A 23,196-nucleotide genomic window follows, 5' to 3' on the forward strand; every position below is an offset into this window, starting at 1 on the left:
GTGTTCATATAAGGGGAGAAAAACCTACCCGCTCACTTGTTCTTGCTGAGCATCAGTTCCGTATTCGTCTTGCGGTCCGCATTGACCTTCTGCACGGTCGGGCGCTCGGCCATTGCCTTCAGGTAATCCTTGACGGGCAGACCGGCCAGCAGGTCCTCGCCATAGATGATCTTCGTGCACGACGAGACCAGCGGCAGGTGGCACACGGCGGCGCAGTCGGCCAGCGTGAACGTGTCGCCCGCGATGAACGGCGAGAACTTCGCCAGCTTCGCGAACGCCGGGATGTGCTTGTCGAGCAGCTTGCGCTGGCGCTCCTTGACGTTGTCGCTGACCTTGCCGCCGAAGAACGCTTCCGCATAAAGCTCGCGCGCGGTCAGTTCCAGGTACAGCTCCATGAACGTGATGATTTCGCGCACCTTGCCGGCCTGATACGGATCCTTCGGTAGCAGCGGCGACTGGGTATAGGTGGCCTCGATATATTCGACAATCACCTCGGACTCGCACAGCGAGCCGGCTTCGGTAATGATGTAAGGGACCTTGCCCAGCGGAGACGCATTCAGGTCGGTCTGGCCCACCCAGGCCTGCACCTCCTCGAACGGCAAGTTCTTTTCCAGCAGCGCCAGCTTTACCTTGTTGTAGTAATTGCTGGCGGAAAAACCGCAAAGCTTCAACATGTTGTCTCTCTCCGTAGTGATGGGTAATCGTCGGTGTCGACCCGAGGCCGCTCCGTGGTTCCCTGCCCCGCCAGATTTGGCCGATCAGCGCACGCGGCGTGCGCGTGGCGTCTGTCGCGGCGAGTGCAAAAAACGTACGATCGTGCTAATTTAACCACAACTTTTTTGGACGAACGATGAGCACTTCCACCATCCAAACGCTCGGCATCGTCGGCACGGGCGCCATGGGCCGCGGCATCGCCCAGATCGCGGCGCAGGCCGGCCTGACCGTCAACCTGTTCGACGCCAATGCCCAGGCTGTGGCGGCAGCGCGCCAGTATCTGCAGGATACCTTCGCCAAGCTGGCCGACAAAGGCAAGATCAGCGCCGCCGACAGCGAAGCCGCGCTGGCCCGCGTAAAGGCGTGCAGCGCGCTGGAAGACCTGGCTGGCTGCGACCTGGTGGTGGAAGCCATCGTCGAGAAACTCGAGGTCAAGCGCGACCTGGTGGCAAAGCTCGAAGCGATCGTGCGCGAGGATGCCGTGATCGCCTCGAACACCTCGTCGCTGTCGATCACGGCCATCGCCGTCGGCGCGAAGAAGCCGGGCCGCATCGTCGGCTATCACTTCTTCAACCCGGTGCCGCTGATGAAGGTCGTGGAAGTCATCGATGGCCTGTCCGGCGACCCCGCCATGGGTGACAAGCTGATGGAGCTATCGCGCCGCATGGGCCATACGCCGGTGCGCTGCAAGGACATGCCCGGCTTTATCGTCAACCATGCCGGCCGTGGCATGAACATCGAAGGCCTCAAGGTTGCGCAGGAAGGCGTGGCCGAGTTCGCCGATATCGACAACATCATGCGCGAGCAGGCTGGCTTCCGCATGGGTCCGTTCGAGCTGATGGACCTGACCGGGCTGGACGTGTCGCACCCGGTGATGGAATCGATCTACAACCAGTTCTACCAGGAAGCACGCTACCGTCCGTCGCCAATCACGCAGTTGCGTTATGTCGGCGGTCTGCTCGGCCGCAAGACCGGCGCGGGCTTCTACGCCTACCCCGAGGGCCAGAAGCAGGTTCCCGCTGCCGCTGCGGTGCCTGCCGCGCGTCCGGCCAGCGTGTGGGTCAGCCGCGCCAATGAGCGTGGCAACGCGATGACGGTGAAGCTGCTGACCGCGCTCGGCGTCACGGTCGAAGCCGGCAACAAGCCTTCGGCCAACGCGCTGATCGTGGTCACGCCGCTCGGCCTGGACGCCACCACCGCCGCCCTCGAAGAAGGCCTGGACGCAAGCCGCGTGGTCGCCATCGACACGCTGCTGCCGTTCGAAGCCACCAAGCGCCGTACGCTGATGACCACACCCGCCACGAGCGCTGCCGCCCGCGACGCCGCGCACGGCCTGTTCGCCAGCGACGGCGTGCCGGTGACCGTGATCCGCGACTCGGCCGGCTTCGTGGCCCAGCGCATCGTCAGCTGCATCGTCAACATCGCCAGCGATATCGCGCAGCAACGCATCGCCACGCCGACCGACATCGACCTGGCCGTGAACCTGGGCCTTGGCTACCCGAAGGGCCCGCTGGCGCTCGGCGATGCGATTGGCGCAGGCGTGATCGTCGAAGTGCTGCGCAATATGAACCGCCTGACCGGCGACATGCGCTACCGTCCGAGCCCGTGGCTGTGGCGCCGCGCCGGGCTGGGCCTGTCGCTGCTGACCGAAGAAGCCTGACCTGAACGGGCGCCCCGACGAGACACGGGGCGCCTTTTTGTTATCCGCCCCAGATCCAGAGCCAAGAGGCCACCATGACCGCCCAACTGCTTTCCGAACGCGTCGATGCGACGCTCGTCCTGACCATCTCCAACCCGGAAGCGCGCAACGCGCTGCACCCGGACATCTACGCTGCGTCGCAGGAAGCGCTGGAGGTGGCGGCGCGTGACGATTCGATTCGCGCGGTGGTGCTGACTGGCGCCGATGGCGTGTTCTGTGCAGGCGGCAACCTGAACCGGCTGCTCGGCAATCGCTCGCAGCCGCCTTCGGTACAGGCGGAAAGCATCGAGGTGCTCAACCAGTGGATCGAGTCGTTCCATGCGTTCCCCAAGCCGATCATCGCCGCGGTCGAGGGCCCGGCCGCTGGCGCGGGCTTCTCGCTCGTGCTCGCGTGCGATTATGTCGTCGCGGCCAGCGATGCCAAGTTCGTCATGGCCTATGTCAAGGTGGGCCTGACGCCCGATGGCGGCGGCTCGTACGAACTCGCGCGCATGCTGCCGCGCCAGCTTGCCAGCGAGATCATGATGGAAGGCAGGCCGGTGGACCCTGCACGGCTCGCGCATTTTGGCATCGTCAATCGCGTGGTGGCTCCCGGTCAGGCACTGACCGAGGCGCTGCGCATCGCCGAGAATGTGGCCCGCGAATCGCCCAATGCGGTGCGCGGTATCAAGGCGCTGATCAACCATGCCGGCAGCGCGACGCTGACCGAGCACCTGGCCGCCGAACGTGACAGCTTCGTGGCCGCACTGCATCACAAGGATGGTGGCGAAGGCATCAGCGCGTTCCTCGAGAAGCGCAAGCCGGACTACCGCTAAGCCGCAACAGGACACCAGCACATAAACACAACGACATCCGGAGACAGCATGAGCACCAACGTTTCGCACTTTGAAGGTACCCGCCCCGTGGCCGACCAGCAGCGCTTTGACGTCGGCGCGCTCGAGTCATGGATGCGCGAGCATGTGGAAGGCTTTGCAGGGCCGCTGACCGTCGAGCAGTTCAAGGGCGGCCAGTCGAATCCAACCTTCAAGCTGATCACGCCGGGACAGACCTACGTGATGCGCGCCAAGCCGGGGCCGAAGTCGAAGTTGCTGCCGTCCGCGCACGCGATCGAGCGCGAGTACCGCGTAATGGCGGCACTGGCCGGCACCGACGTGCCCGTGGCCCGCATGTTCGCGCTGTGCGAGGACGAAGACGTGATCGGCCGTGCGTTCTACATCATGGAGTTCGTCAGCGGCCGCGTGCTGTGGGACCAGTCGCTGCCGGACATGACCACCACCGAGCGCGGTGCGATCTATGACGAAATGAATCGTGTCATCGCCGCGCTGCATTCGGTGGACTACAAGGCGATCGGGCTGGCCGACTACGGCAAGCCGGGCAACTACTTCCAGCGCCAGATCGAACGCTGGTCCAAGCAGTACAAGCTTTCCGAGACCGAATCGATCCCGGCCATGGACCAGTTGATGGCCTGGCTGCCCGAGCACATTCCGCAGGAGGACGCGGACCTGACCTGCATCGTCCATGGCGACTACCGCCTGGACAACCTGATGTTCCACCCGACCGAGCCGAAGGTGCTGGCCGTGCTCGATTGGGAACTGTCCACGCTGGGCCATCCGATGGCCGACTTCGGCTATCACTGCATGAGCTGGCACATCCAGCCGGGACAGTTCCGCGGTATTGCGGGGCTCGACCACAAGGCGCTCGGCATTCCCGACGAGGCGACCTATCGCCGCCTTTACGAACAGCGCACCGGCCGCCAGATCACGGGCGACTGGAACTTCTACCTTGCATTCAGCATGTTCCGTATCGCCGGCATCCTGCAGGGCATCATGAAGCGCGTGGTCGACGGCACGGCGTCGTCAGCGCAGGCGCTGGACGCCGGCAAGCGTGCGCGGCCAATGGCCGAGATGGGGTGGGTCTACGCGCAGAAGGCGGGGGCGTAGCCGTCCCCTGCGCGGTGTTGTTCGGGGACATGGGTGACAGGTGTTCGGGGACATAGGTGACACGTGTTCGGGGACATGGGTGACAGGTGATCCGCGCGCATCATGCTCCCCTCTCCCGCTCGCGGGAGAGGGGTTGGCGAGAGGGCGAGCGCGTAAAGCGCCACCCGGATCATCAGACAACCGAGCACAGAACGAGCACCGACGTCTTTGTCACTACATTTAATCTCACCAATCTCCGTATTTTCCTGATAGACCCACTCCCAGTTTCTATCTACACTCATCTTATGTTGTACGACATCCTATGATAAGTGTTGACTGGAGACACAGCATGACCTCTCGCCGCCAATTCCTTGGACAGGCCTCCGGCCTGGCTGCCCTTGGCACCCTCGGTACTACTGGCATCCTGGCTTCCGCCCCCGCCTGGGCCGAGGACAAATGGCCCAGCCGGCCGATCCGGCTCGTGGTGCCCTACCCAGCCGGCGGCTCGTCGGACATCGTTGCTCGCCTGATCAGCAAGCAACTTGGCGAAACGTTGGGCCAGCCGATCGTGGTCGATAATCGTCCGGGCGCCAATGGCAACATCGGCGCCGCGATTGTTGCCCAGGCCGGCACCGACAACCACACGCTGTTGCTTTGCGACGTCGGCGCGCTGGCTATCAGCCCGTCGGTCTACACAAAGCTCACGTTCAATCCGAACAAGGATCTCAAGGGTGTGGCGATGCTCGCCTACTCCCCGCACCTGCTGGTCGTGCATCCATCGGTGCCGGTCAACAACCTCAAGGACCTGGTGGCCCTGTCGCACAAGCAGACGCTGAACTTTGCCGTCACGGCGATCGGCAGCGCCCCGCATCTGGCCGGCGTGGCCGTGCAGCAGGCAACCGGTGCGGCGTGGCAGTACGTGCCATACAAGGGCGGATCTCAGGCCATCTCGGACACCGTTGGCGGCACTGCACAGGTGCTGATGAACGGCATGCTGGCCACGTGGCCGCAGGTGCAGGCAGGGAAACTCAAGTTGCTGGCCGTATCGAAGCGCTCGCGCATGGCACTGGTCAGCCAGACGCCGACGATCGCCGAGAGCGGCGTGCCGAACTTCGAATCTGGCACCTGGCAAGGCGTGATGGCCCCGGCGGGCATGCCTGACGCTCTGGTTGCCCGCATCAGCGCGGAACTGGTCCGCATCATTCGCACGCCGGAGATTCGCGCGCAGCTTGCCGGTCAGGGCGCGGAGGTCGTGACGATGACTCCCGCCGAAACCAGCAAGTGGTTTGCGACCGAAGAGAAACGTTGGGCGCAGGTGGTGAAATCGGCCGGCGTGAAGCTGGACGCATAGACCTCCACACGCCGGAAAACAAAAACGGGCGCGAAATTCGCGCCCGTTCTTATTGGGAAAGCAAGCTCACTCCCCCAGCGCCACACCTTCGCGCCGTGGATCGGCACCGCCCGCCCAGACAGGCTTGCCGTCCGGGCCCGTCTTGCGCATGATCGCCTGCGTGCCGCTGGTCATTTCGATCTCGGCCACCTGGTGGCCCTGCTGCTTGAGCGCCTCCACCAGTTGCGGCGTCACCAGGCCGCGCTCGACTTCCGTCGGGCCGTTGCGGCTGCCGAAGTTCGCCATGCCCACGGCCTGCTGCACGTCCATGTTCCAGTCGAGCAGGCCAACCAGGGTCTTCGACACATACTCGATGATCTGGGAGCCGCCCGGCGAACCGAGCGCCGCCACCAGCTTGCCGGTCTTGCGGTCGAACACCAGCGTCGGAGCCATCGACGAACGCGGGCGCTTGCCGGCCTGCACACGATTGGCCACCAGCTTGCCGTTCTCGGTCGGGTTGAACGAGAAGTCGGTCAGCTGGTTGTTGAGCATGAAGCCGCGCACCATGATGTGCGAGCCGAAGTACGACTCGATCGTCGTCGTCATCGACAGCGCCCCGCCACGATCATCCACCGCCACCACCTGCGACGTGGAAATACGCGGCGGCGAGCGATCCGGTGCAAACGCCACCTTCACCCCCGGCGGCGTGCCCGGCTGCGCCTTGCCCATGCTCTTGTCGCCGATCAGTTCGGCACGCTGGGCCAGGTACTGCGGATTCACAAGAGCCCCCACATCGACCGGGACGAAATCGGCGTCCGCCACATAGAGTCCGCGATCCGCATACGCCAGGCGGTCAGCCTCTGCGATGGCGTGAACGGCCAGCGGGTTCGCTTCAACCTTGGCCGGCGTGTCGACCGCCGCGGGCTTGAGAGCCGCCAGTGCATAGCGCGGGTCACGCTTTTCAAGCGCTTCGAGCGTGCCAAGGATCTGGGCGATTGCGATCCCACCCGATGACGGCGGCGGCATGCCGCAGATCTTCCAGGCCTTGTAGTCTGTGCAGACTGGCGCCCGCTCCTTGGCCTTGTATCCCTTCAGGTCAGCCGTGGAAAGACTGCCCGGGTTCGCATGGGCGTTGACCTTGGCTGCGATATCCTGCGCAATCGGCCCGTTGTAGAAGACGTTCGGTCCGTGCTTCGCGATCTCACGCAGTGTCTGTGCAAGCTGCGGGTTCTTGACGATCGTGCCGACCGTCTTCGGCTTGCCCTGGTCATCGAGGAAGTACGCCTTCATCTCGGGTGAGCCGGCCAGGAACTTGTCTGCCGATACCTGCGTGTAGAGGCGCTGCGACATCGGGAAGCCCTTTTCGGCCAGTGCAATGGCTGGCTGGAACAGGCGTGCCCAGGGCAGCCGGCCATGCTGGCGATGGGCCAGTTCCAGAACGCGCAACACACCTGGCACCCCTACAGAGCGCCCGCCAATCTGCCCCTCCGAAAACTCCATTGGCTTGCCGTCGGCACGCATGAACAGGTTCTCGGTGGCGCCTGCCGGTGCCGTCTCGCGGCCATCGTAGGCCTGCACGCGCTTGCCGTCCCAATACATGATGAACGCCCCGCCGCCGATGCCGGTGGCCTGTGGCTCCACCAGCGTCAGCACGGCCTGCATCGCCACTGCGGCGTCGATGGCGGAACCACCTGCGCGCAGGATCTCGCGCCCGGCTTCGGTAGCCAGCGGGTTGGCCGCCGCGGCCATATGCTTGTGCGCGTAGGCCGTGGTCATGTCCGGGCGGTAGCCCGAGGACACTTCCGGCGCCGCTGGCAACGCAGCCTGTGCCGCCGGAGCCGAAGCGGGCGCCGAAGCGGGCGTCATGGCGGCCGAGGTGCCCTGCGGCCCGGATTCCTTGCCCGTGGTGCCGCAGCCTGCAAGCGATACCGTCAGCACCGAGGCCAGCGCCACGGCCAACGCGCCGCGCCGGCGCTGCTCCGTGGCATTCGCCACGGTGGAAATTGCGGAAGTTGCTGCGAGTGGGTCGGCCATGCCATCGCTCCAATCAAGAAAAGATTCGGCGATTGTAGCGGCCATACCCACTAATGGAATCGGGAATTATCTGAAAACGGTGAACGCGTCTATGCAGCGGTGTCGACCCCGGGCGTCACATCGGCCGTGCCGCCGCCGAGCGATGCCAGCACCGTCATCAGTTGCTCGCGCAGCCAGCGGTTCGCGCCGTCGTTCTCCCCGCCCGCGTGCCAGTACAGGTGTAATTCGAGCGACGGCACCTTGAACGGCAGCGCCAGAATGCGGTTGGCATACGGCTCGTTCGCGATGCGCGCATAGCGCAGCGGCAGCGTGGCCAGCAGATCGGTGCAGCTGACCACGCGGCAGGCGGCCGCATAGTGCTGGCAGCGCAGCCGCACACGGCGCGTCAGGCCCATGCGGTGCAGCGACTGGTCTTCAAGGCCGGCCCCGCGCCTGCGTGAGGACACGTGCACGTGCTCGGCCGACAGATAGCGCTCCAGCGTGAGTTCCTTCTTGACCAGCGGATGATCGCGCCGCGCCAGCACCACCATCGGGTCGGACATGAACGTGGAATGATGGATTGCCGGCGATACCGGCAGCAGGATGTCGATGGCGGCGTCCAGCGTGCCCGCCAGCAGTTCGGACTCCATCTCGCGCCGGTCGAAACGAATCGCGGCGATCTCAACATGAGGCGCCATGGCGGTGACCCGCGCCATCAGCGGCGGCAGCAGCGTCGATTCCAGCGCGTCGCGCATGCCGATCGTGAACCGGCGCGTGGTATTGGTGGGATCGAAATGCGGTGTGTCCTGCAGCGTGCGCGCAAACGACTGGAGCGCGCTGCGCACCTCACCGGCCAGCGACCGCGCCAGCGGCGTCGGCGCCATGCCCTGCCCGCGCCGCTCGAACAGCGGATCGTCGAACAACGCACGCATACGGCCCAGCGCGTGGCTGACGGCCGGTTGCGTCAGGTTCAGTTGACGCGCGGCCGCGGTAATGCTGCCCTCGCTGTAGATGGCGTCGAACACCACGAAGAGATTGAGGTCGATCCGGCTAAGCTGCATGGCACCTTCCTGCACGAGTGGGGGCACGTGATGGCATCGATAGCGCAGGCATTGCTGCAGGTCCGGCCTATCGGCATGTCATCTTCACTTCCAGTGGATCGCATTCTGGCACGGAATGCAGGATATTGATACTGACCAATCCAGAAAATTCATTTTTCTTATTGATTGGGTTCCGCTAGAGTAGCCACAGTCGGCACACAGTGCCTGGTTACATGCCCGAGAGGGAACCAAGGAGACCCCATGCAATTCGAGTACTCGCCCAAGGTCAAGGAGATGCAGGCCAGGCTTCTGGCGTTCTTCGACCAGCACATTTATCCGAACGAAAAGCGCTTCTATGCCGAAGTCCAGGCCAATCGCGAGGCTGGCAACGCATGGGTGCCAACCAAGCTGATCGAGGAACTGAAGCCGCTGGCGCGTGAAGCCGGGCTCTGGAACCTGTTCCTGCCGCGCTCGAAGCGGGCGCCGGAAGGCCTGTCGAACCTCGAGTACGCACCGCTGTGCGAAATCATGGGCCGCGTAACCTGGGCGGCCGAGGTGTTCAACTGTGCAGCCCCCGACACCGGCAACATGGAAACGCTCGAACGCTATGCGTCCGAGGAACTGAAGGACAAGTGGCTGGAACCGCTGCTGCGCGGCGAGATCCGCTCGGCCTTCCTGATGACGGAGCCGGCCGTGGCCTCGTCCGATGCCACGAATATCGAATGCCGCATCGAGCGTGATGGCGATCACTACGTGATCAACGGCACCAAGTGGTGGTCGTCGGGTGCCGGCGATCCGCGCTGCAAGGTCTACATCGTGATGGGCAAGACCAATCCCGACGCGGGCCGCCATGAACAGCAGTCGATGGTAGTGGTGCCGGCCGACACGCCGGGCATCACGATCAAGCGCTTCCTGCCCGTGTTCGGCTATGACGACGCTCCGCACGGCCACATGGAGATCGAACTCAAGAACGTGCGCGTGCCGGTCAGCAATATCCTGCTGGGCGAAGGCCGCGGCTTCGAGATCGCACAAGGCCGCCTTGGCCCGGGCCGCATCCACCACTGCATGCGCAGCATCGGCGTGGCCGAACGCGCGCTGGAACTGATGTGCAAGCGCAGCCTGGAACGCGTGGCGTTCGGCAAGCAGATCGCCCGTCATGGCGTGACGCAGGAGCGCATCGCCGAAGCGCGCTGCGACATCGAAATGGCCCGCCTGCTGACGCTCAAGGCTGCCTACATGATGGACACCGTGGGCAACAAGGTTGCCAAGGCCGAGATCGCGATGATCAAGGTGGTGGCCCCGAACGTGGCCCTGCGCGTGATCGACTGGGCCATCCAGGTACACGGCGGCGCAGGTGTGTCGAGCGACTTCCCGCTGGCCAACTGGTGGGCGCACCAGCGCACGCTGCGTCTGGCAGACGGCCCGGACGAGGTGCACCGCAATTCGATCGCCAAGCTGGAACTGGCCAAGCACATGAGCCTGAATCCGGACAGCATCCAGATGCCTGTGACGCGCGGTTCGTAACGAAAGCTGCTGCGAACCAGACAAAGCCCGATGGTGAACACCGTCGGGCTTTTTTGCGTGATCGGGCAGCTTTGCGCTCCCCTCTCCCGCCGCGCGGGAGAGGGGAGCAAACCATCGCCAGTTCATGCACGGGCAGCAGGGTTATTTCTTTCGTGCTCTAATGCCCCGGCCTATCTTCCCTGGAGACTGTTGCACATGATCGACGTCTATACGTGGGCCACCCCGAACGGCCACAAGATCCACATCATGCTTGAGGAATGCGGCCTTGATTACAAGGTCCACGCGATCAACATTGGCGCCGGCGACCAGTTCGGCGAGAAATTCCTCGAGATCAGCCCGAACAACAAGATCCCGGCGATCGTCGACCCCGAAGGTCCGGACGGCAAGCCGATCTCGCTGTTCGAATCGGGCGCAATCCTGCTGTACCTGGCCGGCAAGACCGGCAAATTCCTGCCCGACGACGTGCGCGGCAAGTACGAAGCGCTGCAATGGCTGATGTTCCAGATGGGCGGCGTGGGCCCGATGCTGGGCCAGGCAAACCACTTCCGCCAGTACGCGCCCGAGAAGATCGACTACGCGATCACCCGCTACAGCAACGAGACCAAGCGTCTTTACGGCGTGATCGACACGCAGTTGTCGAAGCATCCGTACCTGGCCGGCAACAGCTACACCATTGCCGACATCGCCACGTTCCCCTGGCTGCGCAACTGGAAGAATCAGGGCGTGGAACTTGACGACTATCCGAATGTGAAGCGCTGGTTCAACGAGATCGCCGAACGTCCGGCCGTCAAGCGCGGCGTGGAGGTTCTGGCAAGCGCCCGCAAGCCGCTGCACGATGACAAGGCGCGCGAGATCCTGTTTGGCGCCACGCAATACCAGCGGCACTGAGCGCGTGTCAGGCAGCCTTGCGCTGCGCGTGCGGCAACGGCACGGCTGACGAGCACGGCGGCGGCTGCATGCAGCAAAGCAACCCAGCGCCGGACAGCATCGCGTCGATGCAGTAGTCGTCGCCGGGTTCCGGCGCGAAGGCCATGCCAGGGTGCAGGTGGACCGTATGCACCGCATCCGGCTGCTGTCTGGCACGCCATTGCAGGCAGAGCGCCCCGTGATGACAGACGGCCCACGTCAGTCCGCGCGCGTGCAGTTGCTGGGCCCACTCGGCTTCCCCAGCATTCATCGCAACGAATTCGGCCATGCCGGCGCTGTCGGCACTGTCGGCGCCATCCTCCGGCGACGTGCGAACAAGTACGCTATCGACCACGGCCTGCACCTCGACCGCGCGGCCGGCCTCTGGCGTATGGACATCGCCACAGGCCAGCACCGCCAGTTCCGTCTCGCCATCCATCACCAGCACGCCGCCCTGCATGCAGGCCCACCACTCGGGACGATTCGAGATCGTGGCGGGATGCCGGTCGCCGGCGCATAGACGGACATAGTCGCAGCGGTGGCCGAAGCCGGCCGTCGCCGGAATGACACATAAGCAATGACCGATGCCCGGCATCGTGGCAGTCTGGAGGCGCGGCGAGTCGCCGCGGAGATGAGCGTCGAAGAACGTGAAGATCCGCATGGCATTCCCTTGAACGGAGCGAGGGACGCGAGTGGTCCCGGAATGCGCAATGGCGGCGCGGTGCGGTTTTCCGCCCGACGCCCAATGCGCGCTTGCCCCGTTTCGGCACGGCGTTACACCGTCCGGTCCATGCGATCGGCGCCGCACCCTTTGCGGATGCATCCCTTAAGATGCGGATCTGGCACCGATAGAACGACAAACTATAAGTTGTCGTGAGCCATAGGTCAAACCCTTGGCCTCGGGTATTGCGCTACACGTCGAGCATGCCCTGTCGCTCAATGAACGCGATCACCTGATCGAGTCCCTGCCCCGATTTCACGCTGCCCATCACGAACGGACGCTCGCCGCGCATCTTGCGCGTGTCGCTTTCCATGACCTCGAGCGATGCGCCGACATACGGCGCAAGATCGGTCTTGTTGATGACGAGCAGGTCTGACTTCGTAATCCCCGGCCCGCCCTTGCGGGGGATCTTCTCTCCGCCCGCAACGTCGATCACGTAGATCGTGAGGTCGGACAATTCCGGGCTGAATGTCGCCGCCAGGTTGTCCCCGCCCGATTCGATGAAGACTACATCGGCATCCGGAAACTTCGCCAGCATGCGATCCACGGCTTCGAGGTTGATCGAAGCATCCTCGCGAATCGCCGTATGCGGGCAGCCCCCCGTTTCCACGCCCATGATCCGCTCGGCCGGCAACGCGCCGGAGATCGTCAGCAGGCGCTGGTCTTCCTTCGTGTAGATGTCATTGGTGATCGCCACCAGGTCATAGCGATCGCGCATGGCCTTGCAGAGCATTTCCAGCAGCGTGGTCTTGCCGGAACCTACGGGGCCGCCCACACCAACGCGCAGCGGAGGATTCTTCTTGGTACGAGTCATGATCGGATCTCAGGATCGGAACAGCCGGGAGTACTGGGTCTCATGTCGCGCCGACAACAGGCCCAGCATCGGTGAAAACGTGGAAAGCTGCGGCGGGTCGGCATTGGCACGGCGCACCGCTTCATCGACGACCTCAAGCACCACCCCATGCAGGCCGCGCAGAATCCGCTGGCCCGCCACTTGCCCGAGCGGCACGGCCTTGATCGCCGCCGCCACCTGGTTCTCGGCCCAGTTGAACGCGTAAGCGGCCAGGCCATCGCGTGCATCGATCTGCAGCGCCGCGCACGCCGCCGAAAATGCGGTCGGAAGGCAGACTGGCGACATGTCGCGCAGGAGGCCTTGCAACGTATCGTCGCCCCAGCCCATCTGCGCGATCAGCTTTGCCAGCGACCAGCCCATCTGCTCGGTCTCCAGCCGCAGTTCGGAAGTTTCGCGGGTGGCATGGAACCAGTCGTTCCATCGCCGCACGGACGCATGGTCCTGCTCCCGCCACGCGCGATGCAGCAGCAGCCAGACCGGCGCTTCACATTGCGCCTGCACGTGGGCCAGGTTGTCGCAAATCCAGCGCTCGGCGGTGGCGGCATCGTTCACAAGGCCGCAGTCGATTGCAGCTTCCAGCCCCTGCGAATAGCTGAAACCGCCAATCGGGAGTGCGGGCGATGCGAGGTGCAGCAGCGAGATCAGTTGGGGGAGCGCGGTCATGGGGATGACCTTGGTGGCATTTTGACGCGCTGACCCTCTCCCCCTGCCCCTCTCCCGCAGGCGGGAGAGGGGAGCGAACCGGTAGCGTTTGAACCGGCAATGGGCTTCTCCCCTCTCCCGTTCACGGGAGAGGGGTCGGGGGAGAGGGCCGGCGATTCAACAAACCCCTTCGCCAGGACAGCCTGACGAATGGTCTCAAGCACCGCTTCGATCTCACCCTGGATCTGGTTGTTCCAGAAACGCAGAACGGTATAACCCTGTTCGCTCAGCCACACATCGCGATCGAAGTCGCCAAGCGAACCATGCTGACCGCCATCGGCTTCGACGATCAGCTTGTACTCCATGCAGATGAAATCGGCGATGTATGGGCCCACTGGCTGCTGCCGCTTGAACTTGAGCCCCATGAAACGGTGAGCGCGCAGGTAGTACCAGAGGCGTTCTTCAGCGGTCGTTTGATGTGACCGGAGTTCTCTTGCGAACTCGTGGCTGGTCAAACGCTTGCCCTCTCCCCCTGCCCCTCTCCCGCAAGCGGGAGAGGGGAGCAAACCCGCAGCGTTTGAACCGCCAACGGTGGTCTCCCCTCTCCCGCGCGCGGGAGAGGGGTCGGGGGAGAGGGCCGGTCGCTGATCAACCATCAGATGATCTCAATGCTTGTGCCCGCAATGCTCGTCATGCACATGGTCATGTGCGTGATCGTGCGAGTGCGAATGACCATGATGCTCGTGGAACACCGCCTGTGCCGCCGCGTAATCTTCCGCGAACGTCGCGTCATGACCGTGCTTGTGGCCGCCGCCGTAGGCACCCGCTTCGGGCTCGAACGGCAGGTCCGCGCGCTCGATGATCACGCCTAGCCGCACGAGCATGTCGGCCAGCACTGCGTCGTACTCGAGCCTCAGATAGTCGCGCCCGACTTCCACCGGCGTATGGCGATTGCCAAGATGGTAGGCCGCGCGCATCAGCGCCAGCGGATCGGCAGCGGTCACCTGCAGCACCGATTCCGGCGCGGCCTGCACCTCCACGAAGGTACCGTCTTCGGCCACCAGCAAGTCGCCGCCGCGCAGCACCGTGCCGCGTGGCAGGAACAATGCGGCCTCGGTGCCGTTGTCGAGTGCCGCGCGCAGGCGGCTCTTGCTGCGGTCGCCAAACGGCAGGACCAGCTTCGGCGCGCGGCGCACGAGTACCGGAGCGATACCGTGCGGCGCTGGCAGGTGTTTGTCGATCTTGATCACGGGTCAGAACAGGAAATAGCGCTGCGCCATCGGCAGCACGGTGGCCGGTTCGCACATCAGCAATTGCCCATCGGCCACCACCTGGTAGGTTTCCGGGTCCACGGTGACATGCGGCTGCCAGTCATTGTGCACCATGTCGCGCTTGCTGACGGTGCGTGTGCCGCGCACGGCGGAGAGCGTCTTGGCCAGGCCATAGCGCCCACCAACATCGGCCGCAAGTGCGGCCTGCGAGACAAAGGTCAGCGACGACTTTGGCAGTGCGCCGCCAGCCGATGCGAACATCGGGCGATAGTGCACCGGTTGCGGCGTCGGGATCGACGCGTTCGGGTCGCCCATCGCCGCCGCGGCAATCATGCCGCCCTTCATGATCAGGCTTGGCTTCACGCCGAAGAACGCCGGCTTCCAGAGCACCAGGTCCGCCCACTTGCCGACCTCGATCGATCCCACCTCATGCGCAATGCCGTGCGTGAGTGCCGGGTTGATCGTGTACTTGGCGATGTAGCGTTTGACGCGGAAGTTGTCGTGCCCGCCACGAGCGTCATGCGGATCGCCGGGCAGCTTGCCGCGCTGCGCGGCCATCTTGTGCGCGGTCTGCCAGGTGCGGATGATCACCTCGCCCACGCGCCCCATCGCCTGCGAATCGCTGGAGATCATCGAGAACGCGCCCAGGTCATGCAGGATGTCCTCGGCGGCGATTGTCTCGCGGCGGATGCGCGATTCCGCAAACGCGATGTCCTCCGCGATGGCCGGGTCCAGGTGATGGCAGACCATCAGCATGTCCAGGTGCTCGTCCAGCGTATTCACGGTGTACGGCCGCGTAGGGTTGGTCGACGACGGCAGCACGTTGGCCTCGCCGCAGACCTTGATGATGTCCGGCGCATGGCCGCCGCCCGCGCCTTCGGTGTGATAGGTATGGATCGTGCGGCCCTTGAACGCCGCAATCGTCGCCTCGACGAAGCCGCCCTCGTTGAGCGTATCGGTGTGAATCGCCACCTGCGTGTCGGTAGCATCGGCCACGGACAGGCAAGTGTCGATCGCCTGCGGCGTGGTGCCCCAGTCCTCGTGCAGCTTCAGGCCGATTGCGCCGGCCTCGACCTGCTCGGTGAGCGGCGCGGGCTGGCTTGCGTTGCCCTTGCCCAGAAAGCCGATATTCATCGGATACGCATCCGCTGCCTGCAGCATCCGCTCCATGTACCACGGCCCCGGCGTCACGGTGGTCGCAAACGTGCCGGTGGCCGGCCCCGTGCCGCCGCCGATCATGGTCGTGACACCGCTCATCAGCGCTTCCTCTATCTGCTGCGGGCAGATGAAGTGGATGTGCGAGTCAATGCCGCCAGCCGTGACGATCATGCCCTCGCCCGCGATCACCTCGGTACCGGGTCCGACGACGATCGTCACGCCGGGCTGGATGTCCGGATTGCCTGCCTTGCCGATTGCCGCGATGCGGCCGTGCTTGAGGCCGATATCTGCCTTGACGATGCCCCAGTGGTCAACAATCAGCGCATTGGTAATCACCGTGTCGACGCAGTCCTTCGACATGCGCTGGCTCTGCCCCATGCCGTCGCGTATCACCTTGCCGCCGCCGAACTTTACTTCCTCGCCGTAGATCGTGTAGTCGCGCTCGACTTCGATCACAAGGCCCGTGTCGGCCAGCCGCAGCCGGTCGCCCGTGGTCGGGCCGAACATCTCGGCATACGCCTGCCTGGAGATCTTCACGCTCATCACAGTGCTCCCATGATCTTGCCGTTGAAACCGTAGACGATGCGATCACCGTCCAGCGCCACAAGCTGCACCGTACGCGACTGCCCCGGCTCGAAGCGCACGGCAGTCCCCGCGGCGATATCAAGACGAAATCCGCGCGTGGCTTCGCGGTCGAATGACAGTGCGGCGTTGGTCTCGTAGAAATGAAAATGCGAGCCGACCTGCACCGGACGATCGCCAGTATTGGCCACCGTGACGCTGGTCGTGGGGCGTCCTGCATTCAGCTCGATTTCGCCGTCAAGCGGCATCAGTTCACCGGGAATCATGGCGAAAGCTCCTCCGGGGATATCAGGCAACCAACAGCGCGGCACCGTACAGCGCCACGCCGGCGCCAGCCACGCGCGCGATCCAGCCGGCATGGCGACGGAGCAACATCCCCGCACCGATGCCGAGCACATGCAAAGTCATCGTGGCCGCGGCGAAACCGCCCACGTACGCGATCACTGCGGGCAGCGCCGCAGCGGTGGCCGGCAATTCGGCACCGTGGGCATAACCGTGGAACAGCGCAAAGCCGCCAACGATTGCCATGCCCATCGCAGCCGACAGACGCGCGCGCACCGCTACCAGCAGACCTATCACGAGCAGCGACACGGCGATCATCGGCTCAACCGCGGGCAGCGTGACACCGGCCAGGCCGAGCGCCGCGCCAGCCAGCATCATCGCCACGAACGCAAACGGCAGACGTAGCAGATCCGTTTTCGAATCCTTTCCAAAGGCGCCGCGCGACGTGGTTGCCAACGCGCTCCACACACCCACCGCGGCCATCGCCAGCAGGTGATCGGCGCCGGTGAACGGGTGAGCCAGTCCAGCCCAGAGGCTCGCGCCAACAGTGGCGGCATCGTGGCCGGGATGGGCAAACGCCGAGGCAGTGACCAGCGACATCACTACGCCTGCGGCCAGGCGGGAACGAAGCATGCGTTGCATAGGGCTTTCCTCTTCTTGCGGGTGGGCTTCGGGGGTTCAGACGATCGGGTGATGCACGGTCACCAGCTTGGTGCCATCCGGGAACGTGGCTTCAACCTGAATCTCCGGGATCATTTCGGCCACGCCTTCCATGACGTCCTCACGCGTCAGCACCGTGGTGCCTTCGTGCATCAAATCGGCCACGGTGCGGCCGTCGCGTGCGCCTTCCATGATGGCGGCCGTGATCAGTGCCACCGCTTCGGGATAGTTGAGCTTGAGTCCGCGCGCGCGGCGGCGTTCGGCCAGCAGCGCGGCAGTGAAAATCAGCAGCTTGTCCTTCTCGCGCGGGGTCAGTTCCATGTTCTCGTTCCTTGTTTCTTCGACGTCGTTCTTTGTCCGGCCGAGGTCATGTCGACCACAGCCGCAGCGGGCGCGCCGGCACGCCGTGGATCGGCATGCGCAACGCGCTCCATCCATCGATCATCACGTGGCGCACCGCTTCCATGTCGCGGCCAAGCACGCGCAGCAATAGCATCGGCTGCCCCGCCGTTGGCCCGCTCCCCGCCAGCCGGGTCACTCCCGCACGCAGATCGGCGCGATACGGCAGCCGTTCAGCCAGCGCTTCGGCCTGTTCCTCTGTGGCGCCCTGCCCCACGGCCCACAGCGTGCCGAGAATATGCAAGCCATCCATGCCAGCCACCGCTCCGCGCAGCGGCGATGCGGCGTCGAAGTGCGACTGTTCGATCCACAGCGGTCGCTCCGGCCCACCCACGCGAGTATCGAGCCACAGCGCGCCACTGGCCCAGCGTTCACCCGACGCCTGGCGGCCCAGCACCACGGCATCCCAGCCAATTGCGCTGCCACCGGGCGCCACCACCACGTCCGTGGCAATGCGCGCACGCGCATCGTCGAACACGATGTTCTCCTGCGGCAACCAGTCAAGCTTCGCGCCGTCGGCCACGTCGATGCGCACATGCTGCGCCGCATCGCGGCCCAGCGACTTGTACCACTTGGTGGCTCCCGGCGTGGCCAGTACCGCATGGGCGCCGGATGCCACCGCTATGTCGATATCGAGGCGGTCGCCGCCAGCCACGCCAGCGGGCGGATGCAGCACTACACCGTGGCAGATATCCCCTTCGGGATAGAGCGGCTTTTGCACGCGCAGCGGCCCTTCGTGGCGGCGCTCCACCATGGCCGTGCGGCCCGCGCGCACGGCAAAGCGCAGGCACAGGCTGGCGTGCCATGCCGATGTCATGGTGAGCGGCTGGGGGAAATCCGGGTGACGCATCGCGTAGATGAGAGCTGTCAGGACGGGATCTGATGCGCCAGATCATAGCGCGCAGCCGCCTTCACCGGAAGATGATCCGGCAGCCGCGCGCGTGACCCGAGGTGCGCCGTCGAACCGCGCTTTCGAACCGTGACTTCAAGCCGCGCTTTCAGACCGCAATCAGTTCGCGCACGCCGTCCTGCTCCATCGTCGCACCATCACCCCTGGCCACGACCTCGCCGCGGCTCATCACCACGTAATGGTCGGCCAGATGCCGTGCGAACTCGTAGTACTGCTCCACCAGCAGCACGGTCATGCCGAACTCGTCCACCAGCAGACGCAGCGCGCGGCCAATGTCCTGGATGATCGATGGCTGAATGCCTTCGGTCGGCTCGTCCAGGATCAGCAGTTCAGGCTCGCTCATCAGCGCGCGGCCGATGGCCAGTTGCTGCTGCTGACCGCCCGACAGGTCTCCGCCCCGACGCTGGCGCATCGTGCGCAGCACCGGGAACAACTGGTAGATGCGGTCCGGCACGCCCGAAGGCCGCGCGCGGCTGGCCGCGCCGATCAGCAGATTCTCCTCGACGGTCAGGCGCGGGAAAATCTCCCTGCCCTGCGGCACATAGGCCAGGCCCGCCGAGACGCGCTCGTAGGGCGCCTTCCGTTCGAGCGCCGTGCCCTGCCAGGCAATGCTGCCGCTGCGCGTGGGCACCACGCCCATCAGGCATTTGAGCAGCGTGCTCTTGCCCACGCCGTTGCGGCCCAGCAGCGTGGTCAGCTTGCCGTGCGGCACCTCGAACGATACATCGCGCAGGATGTGGCTGCCGCCGTAGAACTGGTTCAGTGCATTGACCTGCAGCATCGTTATCTTCCCAGGTAGGATTCGATCACGCGCTCATCGCGCTTGACGGCATCGAGCGTGCCCTCGGCCAGCAGGCTGCCTTCGGCCAGCACCGTCACCGTGCCAGCATCACCAGCCAGAGCCGCCACGAACTCCATATCGTGCTCGACAACCATCATCGAGCAACTGCCGCGCAGGCTGTTGAGCAGCGCGGCCAGTTGCATGGTTTCCTCGTCGGTCATGCCGGCCACGGGTTCGTCGAGCAGCAGCAGTTGCGGCTGCTGCATCAGCAGCATGCCGATTTCCAGCCGCTGCTTCTGCCCGTGCGACAGCAATCCCGCCGGGCGATATGCCTCGTCCTCCAGCCCCGTCAGCGCGAGCGTTTCCTCGATGCGGCGGTGCCCTTCCTGCGTCAACCGGGCTTGCAGCGAAGCCCACCAGCGCTTGTCGGCCTTCATCGCCAGCTCCAGGTTCTCCCAGACCGCGTGCTGCTCGAACACGGTCGGCTTCTGGAACTTGCGGCCGATGCCGGTCTGCGCGATGCGCGGCTCGGTCATGCGCATCAGGTCAATGGTCTGCCCGAGGAATACACGCCCCGTCACGTTGGCGTTGCGCGGCCCCGTCTTGCCGGTGATGACATCCATCATCGTCGTCTTGCCGGCGCCGTTCGGGCCAATCACGCAGCGCAGTTCGCCATGATCGATCGACAGCGACAGCTTGTTCAGCGCGCGGAAGCCGTCGAACTGCACGGTGAGGTCCTCGATATAGAGGATCGGGCCGTGCGTGGTGTCGATGACACCAGGTTCGACGAAGCGCCCCAGCCCGGTGGCATCGCCGCTTTCCGCCTTGTCGGCGCCCAGTACCGGACTCATGCCTTGCTCCCTTGTTGTGCCGTCACGACCGTTTCACCGGCGGCGGCTTCGCTCTTTTCGCCGTTCTCGTTCGACGTGCGACGACCAAGCAGGCGGCGCCACAGACCCACCACGCCATCGGGCAGGTACAGCGTCACCAGCACGAACATCGCCCCTAGCAGGAACAGCCAGTACTCGGCGAAGTAGGCCGTGAACATCGTCTTGGCACCGTTGACCAGGAACGCGCCGACGATCGGACCGATCAGCGTGCCACGCCCACCCACGGCAACCCACACCGCCATCTCGATGGAGTTGGCCGGCGACATCTCGCTCGGGTTGATGATGCCCACCTGCGGCACGTAGAGCGCACCGGCAATGCCGCACAGCACGGCCGAGAACGTCCACACAAACAGCTTGTAGCCGAGCGGGTTGTAGCCCGAGAACATCACGCGCATCTCCGCATCGCGTATGGCGGTCACCACCCGGCCAAGCTTGGACGTGACGATGTAGCGGCAGGCGATGAAGCCGGCCAGCAGCGCCAGGAACGTCAGCACGAACAGCGCGGTCCGCGTCTGCGGTGCGGCGATGGCGAAACCGGCGATGCGTTTGAAATCGGTGAAACCATTGTTGCCGCCGAAGCCCGTTTCATTGCGGAAGAACAGCAGCATGGCCGCATACGTCATGGCCTGCGTGATGATCGACAGGTACACGCCCTTGATGCGCGAACGGAACGCGAAAAAGCCGAACAGCCACGCCAGTACGCCCGGCAACAGCACCACCAGCAACAATGCGTACGGGAAATGCTCGGTGCCATGCCAGAACCACGGCAGTTCCTTCCAGTCCAGGAACACCATGAAGTCGGGCAGATCGCTCTTGTAGACGCCATCGCGCCCGATCGACCGCATCAGGTACATGCCCATCGCATAGCCGCCGAGCGCGAAGAACAGGCCGTGGCCAAGGCTCAGGATGCCGCAGTAGCCCCACACAAGGTCCAGCGCGATGGCAGCCAGCGCAAAGCACATGATCTTGCCGACCAGCGTCAGCGCATAGGCCGACAGGTGCATCGGATGGCCTTCGGGCAACACCAGCGCGCAGACCGGTACGCCGATTGCCACGACCAGCGTCAACACTGCCAGCGCAAGCCACGTGCGCTTCCCGAACAGCGGTTGGCGTTCCGGCACGGACAGCGTGAACGACTTGCCAGATTTTGAGGAAAAGCTGCTCATGTCAGGCCTCCGCGCTGCGCCCCTTGAGCGCGAAAAGTCCCTGCGGCCGTTTCTGGATAAACAGCACGATCAGCGCGAGGACGAAAATCTTGGCCAACACCGCGCCGTAGAACGGCTCGATGAACTTGTTGATGATGCCGAGGCCGAACGCGCCGACGATGGTGCCCGCAAGCTGCCCCACACCGCCCAGCACCACAACCATGAACGAGTCGATGATGTACGCCTGCCCGAGGTCCGGACCGACGTTGCCAATCTGCGAGAGCGCACAGCCGCCGAGCCCGGCGATACCCGCGCCAAACGCAAACGCGTAGCTGTCCACCTTCCACGTACGCACGCCGACGCACGCCGCCATCGTGCGGTTCTGCGTAGTGGCGCGCACGAACAGGCCCAGCCGCGTGCGGTTCAGCACGGCCCAGGCCACCGTCACCACGCCAAGCGCGAACAGGATGATGACGATGCGGTTGTAAGGAATTACAAGGCCCGCCATCGCCTCGACGCCACCACTCATCCAGGCCGGGTTGGCCACTTCCACGTTCTGCGCGCCGAAGATCGTGCGCACGGCCTGCATCAGCAGCAGGCTGATACCGAACGTGGCCAGCAGCGTCTCCAGCGGACGGCCATAGAGGTGCCGCAGCACGAGCCGTTCGAGCGCGAAGCCGACAATCCCTGCGGCCAGGAACGAAGCCGGGAGCGCCGCAACGAGGTACCAGTCGAACGCATTGGGCGCGTAGGCACGGAACAGCGTCTGCACCACATAGGTTGCGTAGGCGCCGATCATCAGGAACTCGCCGTGCGCCATGTTGATGACGCCGATCAGGCCATACGTAATCGCCAGGCCCAATGCCGCCAGCAACAGCACGCTGCCAAGGCTGAGACCCGCAAACAGGTTGCCCAGGAGTTCGGCGCGGCGCTGCTCGCTGCGCAGTTGGTCGATGGCCTGCTGCGCGGCCACGCGCACGCCCTCGTCAGCTTCCTTGTACTTGCCGGCCTGGTCACGTTCAACCAGCGGCATCAGCTTCTGGCGCGACTGCGGATTGCTGTCGCTGCCAAGAATACGGATGGCCTCCAGGCGCGAATCGCGCCCCGCGTCGGCTCCCTGTGCCAGCACCGTGTTGGCCCAGATCACGTCCAGCCGAGCGCGCAGACCTGCGTCTGCCTCGGCCTTGCGGGCGGCTTCCACGGCCTCGCGCGATGCATTCTCGGGCTGGTCGAACAGCGTATTGATGGCTCGCGTGCGCACCGCGATATCGGGCGACTGCAGTTCGAGACTGCTCGCCGCACTATCGACGATCGTGCGCAGGCTGTTGTTCAGCGTCAGCGACTCAAGCTCATCCGCCTTGACGGTCACCGGCTTGCCGGTGATCGCATCGACGGTCTTGTCGCCGTCCTGGCGCACCATGCCGACCGATGGCGCGTACTGCAGCGCGTCATCCTGCAGCGCCTTCAGGATCGGCCCCGCCTGCTCGGCCGGGGCTTGCGACAGCTTGTTCAGCGCGGCCGTCTTGGCGTCGAAATCATCTTCGGCCAGCGGCTTGAGGTCGGCCTGCGTCAGCGTCGTTGCCGCCCACAGCGGCGCGGCTGCCAGCAGGAGCACGGCGAGCATGGCACGCAGCCATGAACGGATGTTGGGTCGGTGCATTCAGGAGCCTGATTCGCGCGATGGCTCGCGTCTTGTCATGTGGTTCGATGGTTCGCTCCCCTCTCCCGCATGGCGGGAGAGGGGTCGGGGGAGAGGG

At 64.7% G+C, this 23,196-nt stretch carries 23 protein-coding genes; 6 read left to right on the forward strand and 17 right to left on the reverse strand.

Translation table 11 applies throughout. The features are described 5' to 3' along the window. Positions 1–32: 32 nt before the first annotated feature. Entirely contained in the window at positions 33–674 is a 642-nt protein-coding gene (locus tag B552_RS0102690) for a glutathione S-transferase (protein ID WP_019447455.1), read from the reverse strand. A gap of 176 nt (positions 675–850) precedes the next feature. Between B552_RS0102690 and B552_RS0102695 the strand changes: the two genes are divergently transcribed. The 4 genes from B552_RS0102695 (at position 851) to B552_RS0102710 (ending at position 5,683) form a co-directional block, all read left to right on the forward strand. Next, entirely contained in the window at positions 851–2,374 is a 1,524-nt protein-coding gene (locus tag B552_RS0102695) for a 3-hydroxyacyl-CoA dehydrogenase (protein WP_019447456.1), read from the forward strand. A gap of 74 nt (positions 2,375–2,448) precedes the next feature. Beyond that, complete coding sequence (locus B552_RS0102700; RefSeq protein ID WP_019447457.1) at positions 2,449–3,228, forward strand: enoyl-CoA hydratase; 780 nt, start codon at positions 2,449–2,451, stop codon at positions 3,226–3,228. Between the two features lie 48 nt (positions 3,229–3,276). Next, entirely contained in the window at positions 3,277–4,353 is a 1,077-nt protein-coding gene (locus B552_RS0102705; protein ID WP_019447458.1) for a phosphotransferase, read from the forward strand. 328 nt (positions 4,354–4,681) lie between these two features. Then, positions 4,682–5,683 (forward strand): tripartite tricarboxylate transporter substrate binding protein, encoded by a 1,002-nt coding sequence (locus B552_RS0102710; RefSeq protein WP_019447459.1) that lies wholly within the window; start codon positions 4,682–4,684, stop codon positions 5,681–5,683. Between the two features lie 66 nt (positions 5,684–5,749). On the opposite strand, the gene ggt is transcribed toward B552_RS0102710, so the two are convergent. Together ggt and B552_RS0102720 are read right to left on the reverse strand one after the other, a co-directional pair. Then, a complete protein-coding gene (gene ggt / locus B552_RS0102715; protein WP_019447460.1) occupies positions 5,750–7,696 on the reverse strand; it encodes a gamma-glutamyltransferase in 1,947 nt (648 codons plus the stop codon). An 89-nt stretch (positions 7,697–7,785) separates the two neighbouring features. Further along, a complete protein-coding gene (locus B552_RS0102720) occupies positions 7,786–8,736 on the reverse strand; it encodes a LysR family transcriptional regulator (RefSeq protein WP_019447461.1) in 951 nt (316 codons plus the stop codon). A 240-nt stretch (positions 8,737–8,976) separates the two neighbouring features. Here B552_RS0102720 and B552_RS0102725 point away from each other — a divergent pair, with 240 nt between their 5' ends. Next, positions 8,977–10,239 (forward strand): acyl-CoA dehydrogenase family protein, encoded by a 1,263-nt coding sequence (locus B552_RS0102725; protein WP_019447462.1) that lies wholly within the window; start codon positions 8,977–8,979, stop codon positions 10,237–10,239. Positions 10,240–10,434: 195 nt separating this feature from the next. Further along, on the forward strand, positions 10,435–11,127 hold the full coding sequence (locus B552_RS0102730) for a glutathione binding-like protein (RefSeq protein WP_019447463.1): 693 nt from the start codon (positions 10,435–10,437) through the stop codon (positions 11,125–11,127). Positions 11,128–11,134: 7 nt separating this feature from the next. Here the strand turns inward: B552_RS0102730 and B552_RS0102735 are convergent, their stop codons facing one another. The 14 genes from B552_RS0102735 to urtB all read right to left on the reverse strand — a co-directional run bounded on the left by B552_RS0102735 (position 11,135) and on the right by urtB (position 23,099). Next, on the reverse strand, positions 11,135–11,806 hold the full coding sequence (locus tag B552_RS0102735) for a hypothetical protein (protein WP_019447464.1): 672 nt from the start codon (positions 11,804–11,806) through the stop codon (positions 11,135–11,137). 250 nt (positions 11,807–12,056) lie between these two features. Beyond that, the gene (ureG, locus tag B552_RS0102740; protein WP_019447465.1) at positions 12,057–12,680 is read right to left on the reverse strand and encodes an urease accessory protein UreG; all 624 of its coding nucleotides are present in this window, start codon (positions 12,678–12,680) and stop codon (positions 12,057–12,059) included. A 9-nt stretch (positions 12,681–12,689) separates the two neighbouring features. Next, entirely contained in the window at positions 12,690–13,382 is a 693-nt protein-coding gene (locus B552_RS0102745) for an urease accessory protein UreF (protein WP_019447466.1), read from the reverse strand. After that, on the reverse strand, positions 13,379–13,876 hold the full coding sequence (locus B552_RS0102750) for an endonuclease domain-containing protein (protein WP_019447467.1): 498 nt from the start codon (positions 13,874–13,876) through the stop codon (positions 13,379–13,381). The genes B552_RS0102745 and B552_RS0102750 overlap by 4 nt, the downstream gene beginning before the upstream one ends. 150 nt (positions 13,877–14,026) lie before the next feature. Next, on the reverse strand, positions 14,027–14,611 hold the full coding sequence (gene ureE, locus B552_RS0102755) for an urease accessory protein UreE (protein WP_019447468.1): 585 nt from the start codon (positions 14,609–14,611) through the stop codon (positions 14,027–14,029). A gap of 3 nt (positions 14,612–14,614) precedes the next feature. After that, positions 14,615–16,333, reverse strand: coding sequence for an urease subunit alpha (ureC, locus tag B552_RS0102760; protein ID WP_019447469.1), 1,719 nt, complete (start codon positions 16,331–16,333; stop codon positions 14,615–14,617). Further along, entirely contained in the window at positions 16,333–16,638 is a 306-nt protein-coding gene (locus B552_RS0102765) for an urease subunit beta (protein WP_019447470.1), read from the reverse strand. The genes ureC and B552_RS0102765 overlap by 1 nt, the downstream gene beginning before the upstream one ends. A 22-nt stretch (positions 16,639–16,660) precedes the next feature. Next, entirely contained in the window at positions 16,661–17,296 is a 636-nt protein-coding gene (locus B552_RS0102770) for a HupE/UreJ family protein (RefSeq protein WP_019447471.1), read from the reverse strand. Positions 17,297–17,332: 36 nt separating this feature from the next. Further along, on the reverse strand, positions 17,333–17,635 hold the full coding sequence (locus tag B552_RS0102775) for an urease subunit gamma (RefSeq protein WP_019447472.1): 303 nt from the start codon (positions 17,633–17,635) through the stop codon (positions 17,333–17,335). A 46-nt stretch (positions 17,636–17,681) separates the two neighbouring features. Continuing rightward, positions 17,682–18,563, reverse strand: a complete 882-nt coding sequence (locus tag B552_RS0102780; RefSeq protein ID WP_026035251.1) for an urease accessory protein UreD — start codon at positions 18,561–18,563, stop codon at positions 17,682–17,684. Positions 18,564–18,711: 148 nt separating this feature from the next. Continuing rightward, complete coding sequence (gene urtE / locus B552_RS0102785; RefSeq protein WP_019447474.1) at positions 18,712–19,404, reverse strand: urea ABC transporter ATP-binding subunit UrtE; 693 nt, start codon at positions 19,402–19,404, stop codon at positions 18,712–18,714. A 2-nt stretch (positions 19,405–19,406) separates the two neighbouring features. Continuing rightward, entirely contained in the window at positions 19,407–20,255 is an 849-nt protein-coding gene (gene urtD / locus B552_RS0102790) for an urea ABC transporter ATP-binding protein UrtD (protein ID WP_019447475.1), read from the reverse strand. Beyond that, entirely contained in the window at positions 20,252–21,460 is a 1,209-nt protein-coding gene (gene urtC / locus B552_RS0102795) for an urea ABC transporter permease subunit UrtC (RefSeq protein WP_019447476.1), read from the reverse strand. Before urtC ends, urtD begins: the two co-directional genes overlap by 4 nt. Position 21,461: 1 nt before the next feature. Next, entirely contained in the window at positions 21,462–23,099 is a 1,638-nt protein-coding gene (gene urtB, locus B552_RS0102800; RefSeq protein WP_019447477.1) for an urea ABC transporter permease subunit UrtB, read from the reverse strand. Between the last annotated feature and the right edge of the window lie 97 nt (positions 23,100–23,196).

The organism is Cupriavidus sp. BIS7 (genome assembly GCF_000292345.1).
Taxonomy (GTDB): domain Bacteria; phylum Pseudomonadota; class Gammaproteobacteria; order Burkholderiales; family Burkholderiaceae; genus Cupriavidus.